Raw genomic sequence first — 15,981 nt, 5'->3', positions numbered from 1 at the left:
AAATGGCTTCACTATCATAATTTGTATAAGACCTACCAGAACTATTTGATTTAACAAAACTCATCATTTCATCACAAGATTGTGCATTTGTAATTATGCAACTTAGTAAGAGAATAATTAGGGTTAGTGGTTTTTTCATTAGCTGAAGAATTAATTTAGTTTGGACTTATTTGTAAAGCTGACTCTTCTAATTATTAATATAATTTGATGTCTTGTAACTCAATTTTACCATCTGTTGTTTGTCTTAATTTTACTTCATAATTACTTCTAATCATTGCTCCAAATGTGTTTTGTGAGTCTACAAAAGAAGATACCATAAAATAGCCAGGGCTTAATTTTTTAACTGAAGATTTAAATAGGGCAGGAAATTTAGCTGTTGATGGCGATTGTAAAGATTTTTTTACAAATTTTTGTGCTGCTAAACTAATTTGATCATCGCTTAAATAAGAAAAAGTTTCTATTTTTTCTTGGTTTCTATATTCTTCACGTATTTCAATAATTTCTTTCAATTTGGCATCAGATTCCCTTTTTTCAACATATTTATTGTAAAAGTAAATTCCTGATAAAATGACAATTAAAGCGATCACTACTATTTTAAATTTCATTTGGATTTCTGTTTTTTTAGCGATTTTAGGTAAATTAAAAGTAAATTAAAAGATTTGGTGTTGTTTGTAAACATCCACAGACTTTAGATTTAACATCAAAACGGTGTTAATTATAGTAGCTCTTACTTTATCATTTTCTTATAATGTTCTTCATATCCTGCTACTTTAAATAATTCTGCAAATCCATCTCTAAAGTCATTATAGTCAAATTCCTTAAAGTCGAAAATGTTTTGACCTAAAGAATGAGATTCTCTATTTATATAGCGATTAAATGCTTGAAATCTATTACTTGATTTAAATGGTTCTTGATTGAAAAAAAAGTTATTTAAATCTTTTTTCTGTACAAAATTGAAGAAATACTCAATTACGTTTCTCATACAATTTGCAATTAGCGCTGGTGGTTGATTTTCATCTTTTATAATAGACCAATATGCTTGATAATCATTTTGAATTTCTTCATATTTCATTGTTTGAAAACGACTACCATCATTGTTTTTAATAAGTCGAAATAGTTTTTGAGTTTCTTTTCGTTCATCGTGCTTTGTTTCTGTAATCTCGTAAAAGAAATATAGACTATGAGTTAAAATAAAAACTTGCTCATACTTATAATTCCAAATAGTTACTTTTTCTCCAGTTGCTTCATCTTTTTTTATTTCTTTTTTTCCAAAAAACTCGTTTTTAATTAGTCTTCCAATATTGAAAACATAAATATGGGAAAGACTAGAAATAGGGTCATCAATAATAATTATTTTCTTTTTTCCTGTTTCAGTAGCGTCTTGTTTTCCTCTACACATTTCTAAAAAGTACAAGAAGCTTATTATCATTTTTTCTCCTTCACTTAATGAACGAAATACTTTTTCTTTGTTTTCGTCTCTTACTATCTTGTAAAGGTTTTCTTCGTGATTTTCAATTTCAAAATCAGTAATTCCTAAGTCAATTAATCCATCATTAATATTTGCAATTGCTTTTTCAATATTAACTGTTTGTTTTTGTTGTTCAGATATGATTGACCTCTGTTCAACAATTGTTTTGTCAACACCTTTAATCGTTATATTAAGCAAATCTGTTTTAGTTTTTGATATGCCTTTATCTGAAAGATATGAACTTATAGTTTGGTCGTAATCCCAACGCATAATTTGCCAAAAAGTCTTTTTTATTGCTGTCTTTACTGTTGCTTTTTTATCAATTTTATCGTTGTGTTCTAGTATCGAAGCATTAATTTTACTTATAACCAGATTGACCTCTTCTAATAATTTCGTTGAAATTTCAAGAGTTTGAGGTACACTTGGATTTTTTATTTTTTCTTCAATCTTTTTTTTATTCGACTTAACTAATTGATTAAATGCACTAAATTTAATTTCAAAATCTTGCTTGAATGATTCAAATTTAGGATTGGATTCAAAAACTGTTTTGTTCGGAATTTGTTGAATTGCTTGTAAATATTCTCCGAGAAAGGTTTTTATAGCGTTAATATCTGCTTCATAAGAAGCGTCAAAGTAACCCTTTATATTTTCTGTTAATATGTTTGTAATGGTTTTTTCTTGACAAAAAGGGCAATCTTTATTTTCTTTAAATGGTTCTTCGGGTAAATAATTTAATCCCGATTTTACCCAATCTGAGTTTCCAAGTTTTGTGATTAGTTCAGATACACTACTATTTTCATTACCTACGATTTGTTTGTCGAAAATCTTTTCAGTTTCTGTACTTGAAGATGAGAATGTGATTTTAGGAACATAGGCATATTTTTGAGCATTTTCTCCCATAATTGCCTGAACGTCATTTTTTAAATCATCAATGCTTTTGGTTGGTTTATCTGTTGGTTTCGTTAATCCTTGAATATGATTAAATAGATTGTCTTTTGAACCTTTATGACCTTCTAAACAAAACTCAAGGACACGGTCGCCACCACTAAAATCCGTTTTTATTTTCCAAATAGTAACTTTTGCGTTTTCTAGCTTTTTACCTATTGATATATTTTCTGTTTCTAATTTTTTGGTCGTTTTGGTTTTTTCTTCCTCAAGGTTTTCTATTTCTTTTTCAGCCCTAGCAATTTTTGTTATAGCTTCTTTGTTTTCTTTTGAAAGAGTGAAAATTCCTTTTAAATTTTCAGATTCGAAAAAGTTCTCCTGGATAAAAGTTTGATTATAAACAAGAATTTCGTGATTCTTATCTAAACCTATAATAGAGCAATCTTTATACTTTTCATCTTCTCTTTTTAATAGATAATTTGAAAAAGTACTTTTTCCTGTACCATTTAAGCCATAAATAAGATTTAAAACTTTATCTGTTTCTAAGGTCGTTGTGCTCTTGTAACTAGCTACTTTTTTTAGGTCTATTTTGCTTATCATTTATTATTTAATTTTTCTTTTTCACGAAAGATTTATCTCATGACGTAGGGTTACACGTAATTAAACAGTCATTAATTTGCAGGGGAGAGTTGTAATTTCTTACAGGAACTAAAGTAGCTTAAAAAGAAATGGCCATTCTGCGGGAAACCGCAGAAACGGGGTATTTTCTTTATAATTCTTTATTTAATCGTTGAAATGCACACTTTTGCACTACATAATCGGGTATTTTCAGTATTAGAACCGTTTTAAGAGATAATGGTAAGTATGTGGATGTTAATAGGTAAGAAGCCATTGGAGGGTGAGCTTGGATTTGAGTATCTAAAATGACTTTGTTATTTACTAGGTTGAAAAGAATCTGCTTTAAAAATTGGTCATTGTGGGCGTATTTTTTTGAATTCTAGAGTGTTGCAACAATTAAAATTGTGGTGTGGCGCTATTTTACCTTTGTTAAGGTAGATTTCTCCTCGGTGAAAACATAACCATCAGCGTCTGAACTATAGTATACTTTTTCTAAATGATAAGTATCTACTTCTTTTTTGTGTATTTTATAAGTATAACCTTCTAAATCAATTGCTAAAAATCTACCTGAGTATGGATACAACATATATATACTTTTACCATGAGGGTTAAATTTTATTTCAGATCTCCCTTCATTATCTTTAAAAATATAATTTCCGGAAAACCATTCATTTAAAACACTGTCTGAACCTTCTTGAACAACTTTATATAAATCATTTTCTTTAATCTCTCTTGAGACTTTAAAATATTCATATTTTTTGTTTTTAATTTTAATAGTTAGTGATGAAGGAGTTATTTCTGTAATTTTAAATATTGTGTCTGTTCTGTTGTCAAACGGTTCATAGTAATATGCAATCAGTTTGTCGTTTAAACTACAACTATATTCTTCCGTGTCGTAAGGTGACCATATTACTACTCTTTTATCTTTGAAAACTATATTTACAAAATCATAACCTGATAATGTAATATCATTCCAATCATTAGCTTTATAGAGTTGATTCTTAAATTCTTTTAAAACCCAAATACCATTTTCTAAATATTTTTTTATTTGATTAGAATATTCTTGTTTAGTAGTAGAAAGAAATCCGTCAAAAACATAAACTACGCTGTTTTTATCTAATTTTACACCAACCCATTCGCCTTTTATTATTTTGTCTTTATCTTTAATTTCTTGAAAAATTGCAGTATGTTCTATGACATTTAATTTGCTGTTTAATTCAAATTTCCCTAATGCTTTTCCTTTTGCTTTATCACGATAAATTAATCCTGATTTTGCAGTAACATATTTGATTTCTTCGATAGATTTTTTAGAAACAATTTCAGTTTTAATTTCTTTTTGAGTAGTATTTTTTTTATCAGTCTTACAACTTAGAATCGCCAATAATATTATTATGAATGCTTTTTTCAAATGTAGATTAGTTTTAATGACAGACAACGTACGGATATACAAAAGTATATACTTTTAATTTTTCATATGGAGGAGAATAGCAATCTCCCGTAGCTACTAAAGTAAAATAAAAAGAATTGGCTACACTACAGTTTTTAGTAAAAGCGGTAAATATTACGTACAATTCGTTGTTTAATCGTTGAGATACACTTTTCAGGACAAAATAATAGGGTATTTTCAATATTAGAACGGTTTTAAGTGATAATGGTAAGGATTTGGGTGTTAATAGGTACTATGATTCACACTATGATCTTAATAACTTAATGACTTGAATAAATTGTATGAGTAGAGCGTATAAATTTCATTGTTTTCATCTTTAAAAAAATCGGTCGCAAAGCTTTTATTTATTAAACATAAACCACTCTGTTTAATGATTTCATTATTGCTATTAAAACCATAAATAAATGGCTCTCCGAGTCGCGCCATACCCGCTAAGAATTTGTTAACTATTGGGTTGTCAGAATCAAAAACTTTCTCATCAATCACATCCATCCATAGCAAGCTATTCTTATTATATCTCATTAAATCTCCTATTTCATTTAGTATTTTGTTATTTTCTTTAGACGAAAAATACATAGAGCATCCTTCGAAGATGAACAGAGATGCTTTTTGAGAATCGAAGCCATTATTTAATAATTTTTCGGAGATGCTTTCCGTGATAAAATTACAGCTTATTTGAACTTGAGCTTGCTCTATTGTAGATATAGCATCAATTTGATTGGAGCATTCTTTTCTGTAGGCTAACATTTCTCCTAAATCTAAAGAATAGACTAGTTTCTTTTGAATGTTTTCATTATGTCTTTCGATTCTATAATCTAGACCAACTCCTACAAAAACAATCTGCTTTATAGTATCCGATGTTCTTATTAAAGTCAAGTCTAAATGATGTGTTCTTCCTGCGACTAAGAGTTGTAGCTCTGGTAGAATTTCTAGAAAACGATTAGCTATAACCTTGCCTTGTGCACCAGCAACTTCGTTAGCGATTTGATCTATGAACAATGGGTTGGTTTTTTTGGATTCAAGAAAACGCAGTCGTGCAATTAACTTGGCCGAAGTTTTGATGATGTGCTCAAACATTGCATCTGCTTTCCTATTACTTTTTGACGGCATTAACAGGTTTTTCTTTTTGCAATAATATCTAAATGTGCCTTTAGCGACATCTTGATCATTTTTTGTTCTAAAACTCATTTCTATATCTAGAAGTATGGTGCTTCCTCTATGATAACGTTGTATTAATAGTTCATGCTTTTCTTTTGGTACGTGAGCTTCAATGTATGCATCTTCTACAGAAGGTCTTAGATAACTCATTTCAGATTTAATTAACCAAAGACTCATTCCTTTGTTGGCTGTTACTTCATGAACACCAAGAATGGGTTCTGCATCAAGAATACTAGCTAGAGCAACACCGCCAGTATAATCGCCTGCCATGCCTAAAATTAATGCCTGATGTGTACCATGCTGATTAGAACTGAAGCTATTTAAGGGAAGAATAGCCCTACAATAACCCACATTAACTTCAAGAAATTTAAACTTACTAATACGAACTGCTGGGACAGCATCTCTCAAATATTTGGTTGCATTACCAGGGCTCAATATTTTTTTCGCTTCCGTTGAAATAGGTTTCATAATTACTGTAGTTAACGGTTTGGCTAAGCGTAGTGCTTGAGACTAGGAAACCTTTTGTTTCCATCTGGGCACAAAGCTAAAGCCTCTTATTTTGCCTACCCGCCGGTGAGGTGGGATTTATTTTTCTGTGGGGGGAAGTTGCAATCTCATGCAGTTACTAAAGTAGGAAAAAAAGTAATGGTTATAAAACTGTTTTTTGTAGAAGTGGATACTTTGCTTACTATAGGTTATTTAATCGTTGAAATGCACGCTTTTGCACTACATAATCGGGTATTTTCAGTATTAGAACCGTTTTGATAGATAATGGTAAGGATTTGGGTGTTAATAGGTAATTGTTATATACTATATGACTTCAATCTTGCCTAATTAATCACAACGTACGGACATACGCAAGTGGGTTTTCTTAGTCAATTCCTAAATCATTTGTAATCGAATGTTTTAATTCAATTTCGCTTATGGGAATCCCCATATTTTTACTTATTATTCCCGAAATAATTCTTTCTATTTCATATTTGTCGGTAATACTTTGAATGTCAATTAATGTATCAAAATTCAATGATATAGTCCAATCGATTAATTGTCTAATTGTTCCTTTGGATACAGGTAAAGTTCGTTTTAGGGTTTTAATTCCCAAAATTTTGACATGAGAGTTTACATTTGGATTAAAATCAAGAGCAACTAATTCCGGTAATTTTAGCCCGAGTTCAGTTTCTATTTTTTTCCAATTTGTCTTTAGTTCGGGCTGAGTGAATAATTCCGATATTTTAGTATCAGGCCGTATAATTACTTTCTCAAAATCTAATGTTTGGAATGCTTTTCTAATACGATAAAATATAAGTTGCCTTAGACACTTTTTCGTCGGATTTATTGAAATTATTTTAAAAACAGCATCAGCGAAATCTTGAACAGAATAAATTTTTTCGCATTCATCATCAGGAATTCTAATTCCAAATGTGTCCTCTACTGACACAACTAATTCTACTGAATCTAATCCCATTCTCGGTTTTAATAAATGTTTTAAAGCGTTAAAAGTATGAAACCTAAGGCAGGTATTAAACACTGTCGTTTCGGTTTATTTCTTAGCTAAATATAAGAACTTTGATTTTTCTACTCTAAACGGCAAATTTTATATGTAGTAGACTTTGTTAATATTCGCAGACCTTTCAGATTAGCACAAATGCCTTATGTTTTTTGGGCCTTATTAGATATAGTTTGTTATTTCAGTAGTTGGCAATAGTCTTGAATCTTCTAACCCCGCAGTCCGATGCCCTACATTGTTCAAATAAACTTTACTTTTGGCAAACTCGATAAAAGATTGGACTGATTGATGTTTTACTAATAGCACAACATCCCATTTTTCAGAATTAGGTCCAATTAAGAAATTCTTACTTTCTCCGTAAAATAATATTTCACTTCCTATTCGTTTCAGTCCATCTAATGTATTATTGGTGTATAATTTATACGCTTCTTCTCCTGTAATTTCCTCTTTTGGTTTTAGTAATTCTAAACCAGTATAATCTGCTTTTGATTTGAATTTTAATAAATTTAGCATTACAATAGCTTCTCCATTTTGAAGAAATTTTAAATAAAATTCTTTGCCAGCTTCTGCTGTAGCTTTAATGTGCTTACTCATCTCTATAGGTTTTAGACAAAAATGAGATTATTATTACGAGAATTCATTGATGTAAATCAAGAACCGAGTGCAATCTTTTTTCTAATTCTACTTACCGTTTCAGGGCTCACATTTAGAAATGAAGCTATTTCATACTGAGGGATTTTATCCGTAATTCTTTTATCAATTTTAACTAACTTTAAATATCTTTCCTCAGCGCTTAAAAGTCTTATATCTTCAAGTTTTTTTGATGTAGTAATAAAAAGTTGTTCCGAAACTTGTCTTGCTATTTGTTCAATAAAAGGATACTTACTTAATTCTTCAAGTTTCTTTCGGGTAATTATTCTTAGTACAGAATCTTGTAAACAAACTATTTCTTTATTTGATTTTTCTTGCTTTAAAAAACTATAATAATTTGCTACAAATTGATTTTCAAACGCAAAATCGTCTACAACTGATTTTTCTGAACCAATTAAAGTACATTTTAAAAGGCCTTTTTCTACAAAACCGACTCTATTACTGACTTTACCATAGGTTATAAATTTTTCTCCTTTCATTAAATTTATTCTCTCAAAAGAATCTGAAAATAATTGTGCGTCAGATGCTGAAATATTAAAATTGTTAATAAGGAATTTCTCCATTTTTTTGGGAATTACATCTAACGTATGGCTTTACGTAAGTATATAGTTTTAATTTTTCATACGAGAGAGATTTGCAATCTCTTGCAGTTACTAAGGTAAAATAAAAAGAAATGGCTACACCACAGTTTTTTACAGAAGTAGGTATTTTATTATGGTAGTTTATTTAGTTGTTGAACTACATACTTTAAAAAGCACCTAATCGTGTGTGTTCGATATTAGAACGGTTTTGTTCTGAATTGCTCAAAGTCGGATGCACTACTACATAGTAATTAACCTTTAATTTTCTATGCGAACAGTTTCAGAATCAAGTAATAAGTTAGGATTAGGATCAACATATTTAGCCGTGGCGGATTGACGATCTAAATAAAAGATACTTCTTTTATACGCTACACCATTGATATCTAAATTTGGATAGGCCTCCAAAATTTCATCGGGTAATTGATAACTAAAAGGGTAATAATCACCCCTATGAATTACAGCCCAATGTATTTCAGAATAGTCCACATCTTTAGTTCCGGAACTTGTTTGCCAATGATGGCTTTGCGTGTAAAATAAATTAGTTGAAGGGCCACTAAATTGAAAATTATGTATGGATTCATTTGTTACCTCTACATTCCATTCTTCAGGATATCCGATAAAGATTCTTGTTGGGATTTCGCCATATTTTTTATAGCTATAGTTAAACTTATCCTTAGTATAGTTAAACGTTGTGATATACCGATCTAAAGTATTTAAATATCCTAGATTTAAAGTCCCTGAGGTTATTTTTTCATTGTCAAAAGGAAAAATCAAATTTAAAATGTATCCATTTCCTTGGCTATATTCCTGTCCTTGATTATAGCCAAATACGGATGAGTAATATTCACCTCCTTCAGGAATATATACGGGTACCGTTTGGTCAAATGTTTTTAGTTGCGTATTGTCAAGAGTAACAATTTGGCCATCTGTTAAATCATCTAAGAACATATATTTCCCATCGCCATTAGCGTCAAAAAGAGAAAGTAAATAACGATTATCATTAAAAAATAGGACATTATCAAAAGATAGAGCGGTTTGTTGGTCTACTGTAGAATTACTCGCGCCTCCAGAAAGCGTGGATCCAAAGGAATTGGATACATTATAGGAAGCCGGTGAAATTAAATTGTTTGCTTTGATCACTAGCGCTCCAGTTGGATTTTCTCTAGGTGTAAATTTTGGTGCGGTAGGACTGTCTAAGGTCCATTCTGTACCATTGTCAATAAAAGTATAGGTAGAAATATAGAGGCTAGTATTGCCGTTGTCTGTTGCTATGCTTAATAAACTAATATTGGAAGCAATAAAGAAATCGGATTTGAGTTTTTCAAAAGTGTAGGTAGTTCCATTTGTTAAACGCTGGTAATCCAAAACATTATTGTTATTGGGATCATGAAGTACAACCCAAGCTTCAGTGGTATCAGAAAATTTATTTTCAGGAACGTTTAAGGTAAAGTAGGTCTCAATTTCTTGTGCTATAATTTCCTCCTCGATGGGTTTCTCTACTTCCGAAGATTTTTTTGAACAGGCAAATACGAGGAATAGCAAAGGAAGAAAAACAAAAACTAATTTTTTCATAGTATCAAAAGGTTGGTTAAGGTTGTGGTTTTGTATAGGAATTAAAAGTAGTAAAGTTTTGATGAAGCGTATTACATAAAGTGCCTTAACTCTGGCTTATCTAAGAATAAGCTCTTAAATCTTCTTCTTCTTCTTACTTTTTCAGAAGCTTATCTGGTACTATAAACGTATAAAAACCTATCAGGTAGTTTTGCATTAGAATATAATTTATAGTTGTAATCTACGTTAATAAATGTATCCATCTAAATCACTAATTTAATCAAAAATCTAACAATCAGTATGAGCGCTGTCAGCAAAAGTATTTTCCTTATTATTTCATTTATAATAATATCATGTTCATCGGAAGACAGTGGTTCTGATAGGGGTGATAAAATTGATGAGAATCCAATAGCAGAACCTATTGATGTATTGAATTTGGTGAGTTGGCATAAAATAGCAGATACACCAGTAAACGAGTTTAATGCACACATTGTGTATCAGGATAAATTATATTCCTTAAGTGAAAGAGATACTTATGTTTTTGATTTTATACTGGCAGAATGGACACTGTTAGCTTCCGATACAGCTAACATTTTATCAAACTTTTCTAGCGGCCTAAAAATTAATTTTATCCGAAATGGTAAATGGAGTATGTTTACACAGAGAGGTTTGTATGAATTTGATTTTGAATTGAATAGTTGGTCTGTTATTAAACAATTTCCATTAGCAAATGGTTTATTTTCAATCTCAGGGTTTTATGCAGAACAAGATGAGGCAATTTATTTTTTAGATAAATCTAACGGAAATAAAACAATCTATAAATTTGATTTAACCACTAATGAATTAGAAGAATATAGTACGTATATCAATACAGGAAATAGAGGAGATTGTTATAATGGTTCTTTAACCTTAGATAATTCTAATTATTACGTGACACCTAGTAGTGGTACTGGGAGGTCTAATGAAATTATAATATCAAAATTTAGTGAAGATTTCACCAGTTTAATTTCTGTAAATAATCTTGTGACGGAAAATGATTTAGATAGTAGTGTAGCTTTGCAGTTTGACGATTACATTATCTTTGGATTAGGAGGCATTCCTACTGTAGACGGTGCTGATGGAACTGTTACATATGCTAAGTCTACCTTGAAATTCTATGCTTACGATACTTTAAGTACTGTTTTTACCGAAATGTCAACGCCGTTCTATGAAAGTTGTTGGGGTGCAGATGTAGTTGTTTATAACAATGAATATTATTTAATAAATGGACGCACTATAAAAGATGAAAAAACAGAGTTTAGAAATAAAATAGAAAAAATCACTTTTGATTTTACTACAAAATAGCGGTAGCAGCATACCTTCATAAGTTTAAGTAGCGAAATATGTAATAGAAATATCGCATCTTAAGGGGGGGGAGACAATTTACAAGAGTACTTTTGCTATTATTCTAGAAAGGGAATTTAGTAAAAAACGAATGGTATAAGGCTAAGATCACAATGCTCTCCCAATGGTATATTTGTTTATAGTGTGCTTCATTTGGTTCCAATGATTTCAGTACTTACCACCTTCTGTTCTTGGTAGCCTTTTTATGTTTTTTGTTTTGATGTGCTTCTTTTTTAAATACAGTTGATGCAAAGTGACTTTCTAAAGCAGCAATAAACTTGTTTTTTATACCAAGAATAAGCTTCTTTTTATACTGTCTTTTTTCATACCACCAGGCAATTATAAAGATGACACTGACTAAAATAAAATCCCACGGGTTGTTGTATACGGCAGGGACTTTATAGTATAGACTGATAGCTATGGTAGGTTTTAGGTATTGCAATGCAAAATAGAAGGCGATTAAACAGCCAAGGCCAAAAATTAGCAACAAATAACGATCTCTTTTTAAGTGTTTCTTCACGGTATTGTTAAGGGTTACAATGGCTGCATCACTGAGTAATTCATGTTTTTTTTCATACATTTCATGCAACCATTTTAGCCGTGTTGGAATAGCACTCTCATTTACCTTATCAGAACTATGCTCAACATAATAGGTATTGTAATGCAAGTAATCTTCTGCGGTGATATTAAGTTTTGGATAAAGACTAAATGCAGCCATAAAAATATAATTTGATGATTCGTTTATGAATGTTTAGAACTTTCATGGAGTTGTAGTTTTGATACTTTGGTTAGTATTAGAATTAAAAGTTTTGATGAAGTGCTAAATGCAGCATTAGGTTTTGGCAGGTAAAGTAATTATTCCATCATTTAACACCCTAATATGTATTAATAGATAATTTTTGATTTCTAAATAGACATATCTAAAAGTGTAAACACTAAATGAGAAGAACCCTAAGAATACAAAGTAAAGCCCTTCTGGCATTGGTTTTATATCATCATTTTGTTGAGTTTCTATAAACATTCCTATGAGATAATAGGTGAGTAGAGGTGAAATGAATAGAATTGCCATTCCTTTAAATATTATTCCAGCCGCTGCGTGGTCTTCCGAAGTTAATTCATAAGATGCTTTGTTTTCATTAATAAAATAATCAGGTTTAGTAACAATGAAGTCTTTGTTTAGATCAAATTTATCTTTTATTAATTCAAAAAATAGTTCTGTCGTTGTTTTAGAAGTGAAAGTATACTGCTCAAACCCTATTTGTTTTTTTATAGTCCCATTTTCAATAACTAATTGTTCCTTAAATTTTCCTTTTTCTAAATAATCAAATTTCAAAAGTTCCGTTTTAGAAGAAAATAGAACTTTTGCGAAAGTTTCAGAACGACCTATGTAATTTTTTAAATTTAGGCTGTTTAGGTAACGGTTTGTAGCGGAAAGAATCCATTTTTCTTCAATACAATATTTTTTTATTCCATTGGAGTTTATGGCGTAGTCGTTGGTTATCTTATAACCATTGGAATTAAATAAATCTTTAATTACGTCTCCTTTTGTATAAATGATTCCCCAAAATTCCATTCCTTATTTTTTTGACTATAATATATTAATTCAAGTGGTTAAAAGCACTAATCTGGCAATCTCGTTTTTTATTTCATGTTTTTATTCCAGCAAGCAGTATACCGTAAGCAATTACCAAACCAGCACTACATAGTATAAATTTCCCTGATTTATAATTTCGAGAAATAATTGACCAATTAAAGAGGAAGATAAACACTGGCAGAAAAAAAGGATAATAGTCATAACTAGATCTTAAGTCTATTCCAAAACCATCAAACCTTAGCGGCGTGTGGAAGGTTAAAAACTTTGTAAAAACAAAAAGAACTACCATAAATATAAAAATAGAATTTGCATTTGCAATCCTATTTTTAAAGGTTGCTTTTCTATTTTCATAGGTTGGCTTACTCGTCCAAAAATACATGGTATAACAAAAACCAAGAGACGATGATGTCAAGGCTATTAAAAAATTTGTATAGCTACTAGCAGAAAATTGTGCCATTGAAGTGACATTGCTAGTGGTCAGATCAAACGCTAAAAATAATCCCTTATCCAAAAGTCTAAACCAGAAATTTATCAACAGGCCATATCCAATGCCTAGTGCGATCCCTACATAGCACCTAAAAGTTCCAATTATAGTAAGGGTAAGATGAGGTTTTATTTTTTTCAAAGATGTTGGTTAAGGTTAAAGGATGAATGTGATTTGGCAAGTTAGCCTCCTTGATTTATAAGATAAAAAGGCCTTTCAGTGCCATCATCGTAAGGCGTTAATCCTTCAAAAAACACATTATCTTCATCTTCCATTTGCTCACAGATTTCATTATGCACTTTATAAAGAAATTCTTTTAAAGAAAACCCCTTACTATTAGTTGTCTTTACAACAAAGCTTTCTTCAAATTGGTCTTCCTCACCGTCTTCATTTTCTCCCCAAAACATATACCCAACCGTTATTTCTTTAGAACGATTAAATATCCGATCAATGTCTATACTGCTATTTGGTTTTATACGGGTATTGTATTCAAGAAGTGCTTTAGAAAAGAGTTCTAGGCTATCAAATTTGTCGGTTCTAAAACTCCACAATACATCCGTTAATACATCTTCAGGTTCAATTTTCATCGTTGTTAGATTATTTTTAATCACTTGTTTTCGAAGTTCAGGCCTTATTAATGTAGAATCTATGTCATCCGTTAATTGGATATATTTGGCTAAACTATCCTTTAGCATAAAATAGCTATAGGCACCGGCTAATTGCGCATAAATAGTGGCATTTTTAGGATTGATAGTTAAGGATTTTTGGTAACAACTGATTCCCTTTTCCAATATTTCTACTTCTTTTGTTTTAAAAAATAGTTGACAATAACTTACGGCTTTCGATTCCCAAACTTTTGCGTTTTGGGAATTTAATTGAATGGACGCATCAAAAAAAGCAAGAGACTCCTCAAAGTGCCCGCCTTGTCCCATTAAATTTCCGTAGCCCCAGTATATATCTGCATTGCTTTTATCTAATAACCAAGCCTGATTAAAACGTTTCATAGCTTCATCGGTCTGATTAGCATCATATAAGTCCCAAGCCAAATCAATATGATGTACTGCAGCAACTGCTCTGCTAGGATAAATTTGATCACATTCTTGTAAAAATTGGGCGTCGATACGCAGCTGTTCTGCGCATTTATTAACGTTCCCATATTTAGGTAAACTATGTATGCCTTCAGGACAGTCCGTATGGGCGCAGCTATATATAAAGAGGCTTACAAAAAGAAATAGGATAGACTTCATGATGATTTTTATTTCTTATTTAGTTCAATTAGTCTGAGGCTACGTTTTATTTCTCTTTTAAGACCGTCTTTTTTAACCTCAGAATATAATTTCTTTAAGAAGGCTTCACTTTCCTGTATTCCGCTAAAGGCTCGGATAATTTTCCATGTGATTACCTCATCTGCTTTATTTCTATAATAGCAAGATTGGAGCGGTTTGTATATGTTCTTTGTTTTAAAATTGAAGTTGATATGACCGATAGTATCAATTAATTCGCTCAAAAGAATCATATCTGTAGTTTCTAATGCTGTTAATAGTTCAGGAATTGCTTTATCTCCTATTCTAATTAGCGTTCTACTCGCAATATCTCTTGGCAATGGATAGCTATCTTTTGAAAATTCTTTTTCAGGTATTTTTTTATGCTGATTAGTTCCAATTTTCCCTAAACATTCTATGAGCGGAGGTATCACTAGTTTACCAAACGTAGATAAGGTATTACAAATTTCAATTTTTGGATATAATTTTTTTTCGTTTATTAGAGCGTTAATAAGAAGTTCTGTTGTTTTGGCCCCTTTATCCTCTTTTAACAATCGTGCTCCTAGGGTTCTTTCTGTGGCTATTTTACTTCTTAATAATGTAATTTTTTGTTCAAATGAGCTGTTTAAATACTGAGAGTCAATTCCAGTTTCTAGATATCCTCTATTTTCAAGTTGCTCTTGTTTATTGCTCATTTTTATGATACTCAATATAATTACGTTTATTGATCAATAAATGTAACAACGGGGGTCTTTTGACTGATAATCCTACCAGAAGCTAAATTAGCCTTAACCTCAAACTGAACGGTGTTAGGAAAATAGTAAACATCTATTAATCTAAAAACAACATCATCAGGTTCGTAATAGTAAATCTCGCGGTATTCATTTATAGTTATGGGCTCGTCATCATAATTATAAGTAATAAATTGGCGGGTAACATCTGTTATTTCTTCCGTTGCAGTATCCGTAGCTATAATTTGGAAGGAGGTAATAGGGTCTGTGGCAATATATTCATCACTAGCGCAACTACAGGCGTTTGCAGTAGCAAAACCAAGGCTATTAAATCTTAATTTCTGTTGTACTGCGCCAATTTGTGCTACATCATAAGTAACCATCATGGTGAGGCCAAAATCTAGCTTGTCAGCATCGTTTTTGTCCTCCAATGGTGTGAATGGATATATATTCATATCCCACAGTTCTAGGCGTACTTCATCATATAATTTATCAAAGGTTTTTTTATCCTCACAACCGCAATCGATGACACAGGAGCTGGCCATAAACTGAACTAGATATAATAGTATAACTGCGATAATTTTTTTATTCATAGCACATGTATGCTCAATTAGGGTCTAAAATACATAATTATAGCGCTTGTTTTACGCATTAATTGTAG

Annotated in this window: 15 protein-coding genes; 1 reads left to right on the top strand and 14 read right to left on the bottom strand. The window is 31.0% G+C overall.

Going from position 1 to position 15,981, the window contains the following annotated elements; all coding sequences use genetic code 11:
* Window positions 1–194: 194 nt before the first annotated feature.
* The 8 genes from M666_RS04985 to M666_RS04945 form a co-directional block, all read right to left on the bottom strand.
* Window positions 195–605 carry a hypothetical protein gene (locus tag M666_RS04985; RefSeq protein WP_029447509.1) on the bottom strand — a complete coding sequence of 137 codons (411 nt, stop codon included), beginning with the start codon at window positions 603–605 and terminating at the stop codon, window positions 195–197.
* Between the two features lie 122 nt (window positions 606–727).
* A complete protein-coding gene (locus M666_RS04980; RefSeq protein WP_029447510.1) occupies window positions 728–2,953 on the bottom strand; it encodes an AAA family ATPase in 2,226 nt (741 codons plus the stop codon).
* A gap of 433 nt (window positions 2,954–3,386) precedes the next feature.
* Window positions 3,387–4,379 carry a hypothetical protein gene (locus M666_RS04975; RefSeq protein WP_151198032.1) on the bottom strand — a complete coding sequence of 331 codons (993 nt, stop codon included), beginning with the start codon at window positions 4,377–4,379 and terminating at the stop codon, window positions 3,387–3,389.
* Window positions 4,380–4,670: 291 nt separating this feature from the next.
* Window positions 4,671–6,044 carry a class I SAM-dependent methyltransferase gene (locus tag M666_RS04970; RefSeq protein ID WP_029447512.1) on the bottom strand — a complete coding sequence of 458 codons (1,374 nt, stop codon included), beginning with the start codon at window positions 6,042–6,044 and terminating at the stop codon, window positions 4,671–4,673.
* Window positions 6,045–6,447: 403 nt separating this feature from the next.
* The gene (locus M666_RS20840) at window positions 6,448–7,041 is read right to left on the bottom strand and encodes an acyl carrier protein (RefSeq protein ID WP_029447514.1); all 594 of its coding nucleotides are present in this window, start codon (window positions 7,039–7,041) and stop codon (window positions 6,448–6,450) included.
* Window positions 7,042–7,245: 204 nt separating this feature from the next.
* A complete protein-coding gene (locus M666_RS04955) occupies window positions 7,246–7,677 on the bottom strand; it encodes a hypothetical protein (RefSeq protein WP_029447515.1) in 432 nt (143 codons plus the stop codon).
* A gap of 56 nt (window positions 7,678–7,733) precedes the next feature.
* Window positions 7,734–8,297 (bottom strand): Crp/Fnr family transcriptional regulator, encoded by a 564-nt coding sequence (locus M666_RS04950; protein WP_029447516.1) that lies wholly within the window; start codon window positions 8,295–8,297, stop codon window positions 7,734–7,736.
* A gap of 276 nt (window positions 8,298–8,573) precedes the next feature.
* Window positions 8,574–9,887 carry a hypothetical protein gene (locus M666_RS04945; RefSeq protein ID WP_029447517.1) on the bottom strand — a complete coding sequence of 438 codons (1,314 nt, stop codon included), beginning with the start codon at window positions 9,885–9,887 and terminating at the stop codon, window positions 8,574–8,576.
* 279 nt (window positions 9,888–10,166) lie between these two features.
* Between M666_RS04945 and M666_RS04940 the strand changes: the two genes are divergently transcribed.
* Window positions 10,167–11,210 (top strand): hypothetical protein, encoded by a 1,044-nt coding sequence (locus tag M666_RS04940; protein WP_029447518.1) that lies wholly within the window; start codon window positions 10,167–10,169, stop codon window positions 11,208–11,210.
* A gap of 214 nt (window positions 11,211–11,424) precedes the next feature.
* Here M666_RS04940 and M666_RS04935 read toward each other — a convergent pair whose 3' ends face one another.
* The 6 genes from M666_RS04935 to M666_RS04910 all read right to left on the bottom strand — a co-directional run bounded on the left by M666_RS04935 (window position 11,425) and on the right by M666_RS04910 (window position 15,913).
* Window positions 11,425–11,967 carry a hypothetical protein gene (locus M666_RS04935; RefSeq protein ID WP_029447519.1) on the bottom strand — a complete coding sequence of 181 codons (543 nt, stop codon included), beginning with the start codon at window positions 11,965–11,967 and terminating at the stop codon, window positions 11,425–11,427.
* A gap of 114 nt (window positions 11,968–12,081) precedes the next feature.
* Window positions 12,082–12,822, bottom strand: a complete 741-nt coding sequence (locus M666_RS04930; RefSeq protein ID WP_029447520.1) for a hypothetical protein — start codon at window positions 12,820–12,822, stop codon at window positions 12,082–12,084.
* 73 nt (window positions 12,823–12,895) lie between these two features.
* Complete coding sequence (locus M666_RS04925) at window positions 12,896–13,468, bottom strand: hypothetical protein (protein WP_151198031.1); 573 nt, start codon at window positions 13,466–13,468, stop codon at window positions 12,896–12,898.
* A gap of 41 nt (window positions 13,469–13,509) precedes the next feature.
* Complete coding sequence (locus M666_RS20530) at window positions 13,510–14,574, bottom strand: tetratricopeptide repeat protein (RefSeq protein ID WP_029447522.1); 1,065 nt, start codon at window positions 14,572–14,574, stop codon at window positions 13,510–13,512.
* Window positions 14,575–14,582: 8 nt separating this feature from the next.
* Window positions 14,583–15,284, bottom strand: coding sequence for a HEAT repeat domain-containing protein (locus tag M666_RS04915; protein ID WP_029447523.1), 702 nt, complete (start codon window positions 15,282–15,284; stop codon window positions 14,583–14,585).
* 26 nt (window positions 15,285–15,310) lie between these two features.
* Complete coding sequence (locus tag M666_RS04910; RefSeq protein ID WP_029447524.1) at window positions 15,311–15,913, bottom strand: hypothetical protein; 603 nt, start codon at window positions 15,911–15,913, stop codon at window positions 15,311–15,313.
* Window positions 15,914–15,981: the final 68 nt, after the last annotated feature.

The organism is Cellulophaga baltica 18 (genome assembly GCF_000468615.2).
Classification (GTDB): Bacteria; Bacteroidota; Bacteroidia; order Flavobacteriales; family Flavobacteriaceae; genus Cellulophaga; species Cellulophaga baltica.
This window is presented reverse-complemented; position numbering and strand designations above follow the sequence as displayed.

What these genes read in the sequence shown, in the direction of transcription:
- M666_RS04985 (WP_029447509.1), bottom strand. Translation starts at nt 605, where the DNA reads ATGAAATTTAAAATAGTAGTGATCGCTTTAATTGTCATTTTATCAGGA.
- M666_RS04980 (WP_029447510.1), bottom strand. Translation starts at nt 2,953, where the DNA reads ATGATAAGCAAAATAGACCTAAAAAAAGTAGCTAGTTACAAGAGCACA.
- M666_RS04970 (WP_029447512.1), bottom strand. Translation starts at nt 6,044, where the DNA reads ATGAAACCTATTTCAACGGAAGCGAAAAAAATATTGAGCCCTGGTAAT.
- M666_RS20840 (WP_029447514.1), bottom strand. Translation starts at nt 7,041, where the DNA reads ATGGGATTAGATTCAGTAGAATTAGTTGTGTCAGTAGAGGACACATTT.
- M666_RS04955 (WP_029447515.1), bottom strand. Translation starts at nt 7,677, where the DNA reads ATGAGTAAGCACATTAAAGCTACAGCAGAAGCTGGCAAAGAATTTTAT.
- M666_RS04950 (WP_029447516.1), bottom strand. Translation starts at nt 8,297, where the DNA reads ATGGAGAAATTCCTTATTAACAATTTTAATATTTCAGCATCTGACGCA.
- M666_RS04945 (WP_029447517.1), bottom strand. Translation starts at nt 9,887, where the DNA reads ATGAAAAAATTAGTTTTTGTTTTTCTTCCTTTGCTATTCCTCGTATTT.
- M666_RS04940 (WP_029447518.1), top strand. Translation starts at nt 10,167, where the DNA reads ATGAGCGCTGTCAGCAAAAGTATTTTCCTTATTATTTCATTTATAATA.
- M666_RS04935 (WP_029447519.1), bottom strand. Translation starts at nt 11,967, where the DNA reads ATGGCTGCATTTAGTCTTTATCCAAAACTTAATATCACCGCAGAAGAT.
- M666_RS04930 (WP_029447520.1), bottom strand. Translation starts at nt 12,822, where the DNA reads ATGGAATTTTGGGGAATCATTTATACAAAAGGAGACGTAATTAAAGAT.
- M666_RS20530 (WP_029447522.1), bottom strand. Translation starts at nt 14,574, where the DNA reads ATGAAGTCTATCCTATTTCTTTTTGTAAGCCTCTTTATATATAGCTGC.
- M666_RS04915 (WP_029447523.1), bottom strand. Translation starts at nt 15,284, where the DNA reads ATGAGCAATAAACAAGAGCAACTTGAAAATAGAGGATATCTAGAAACT.
- M666_RS04910 (WP_029447524.1), bottom strand. Translation starts at nt 15,913, where the DNA reads ATGAATAAAAAAATTATCGCAGTTATACTATTATATCTAGTTCAGTTT.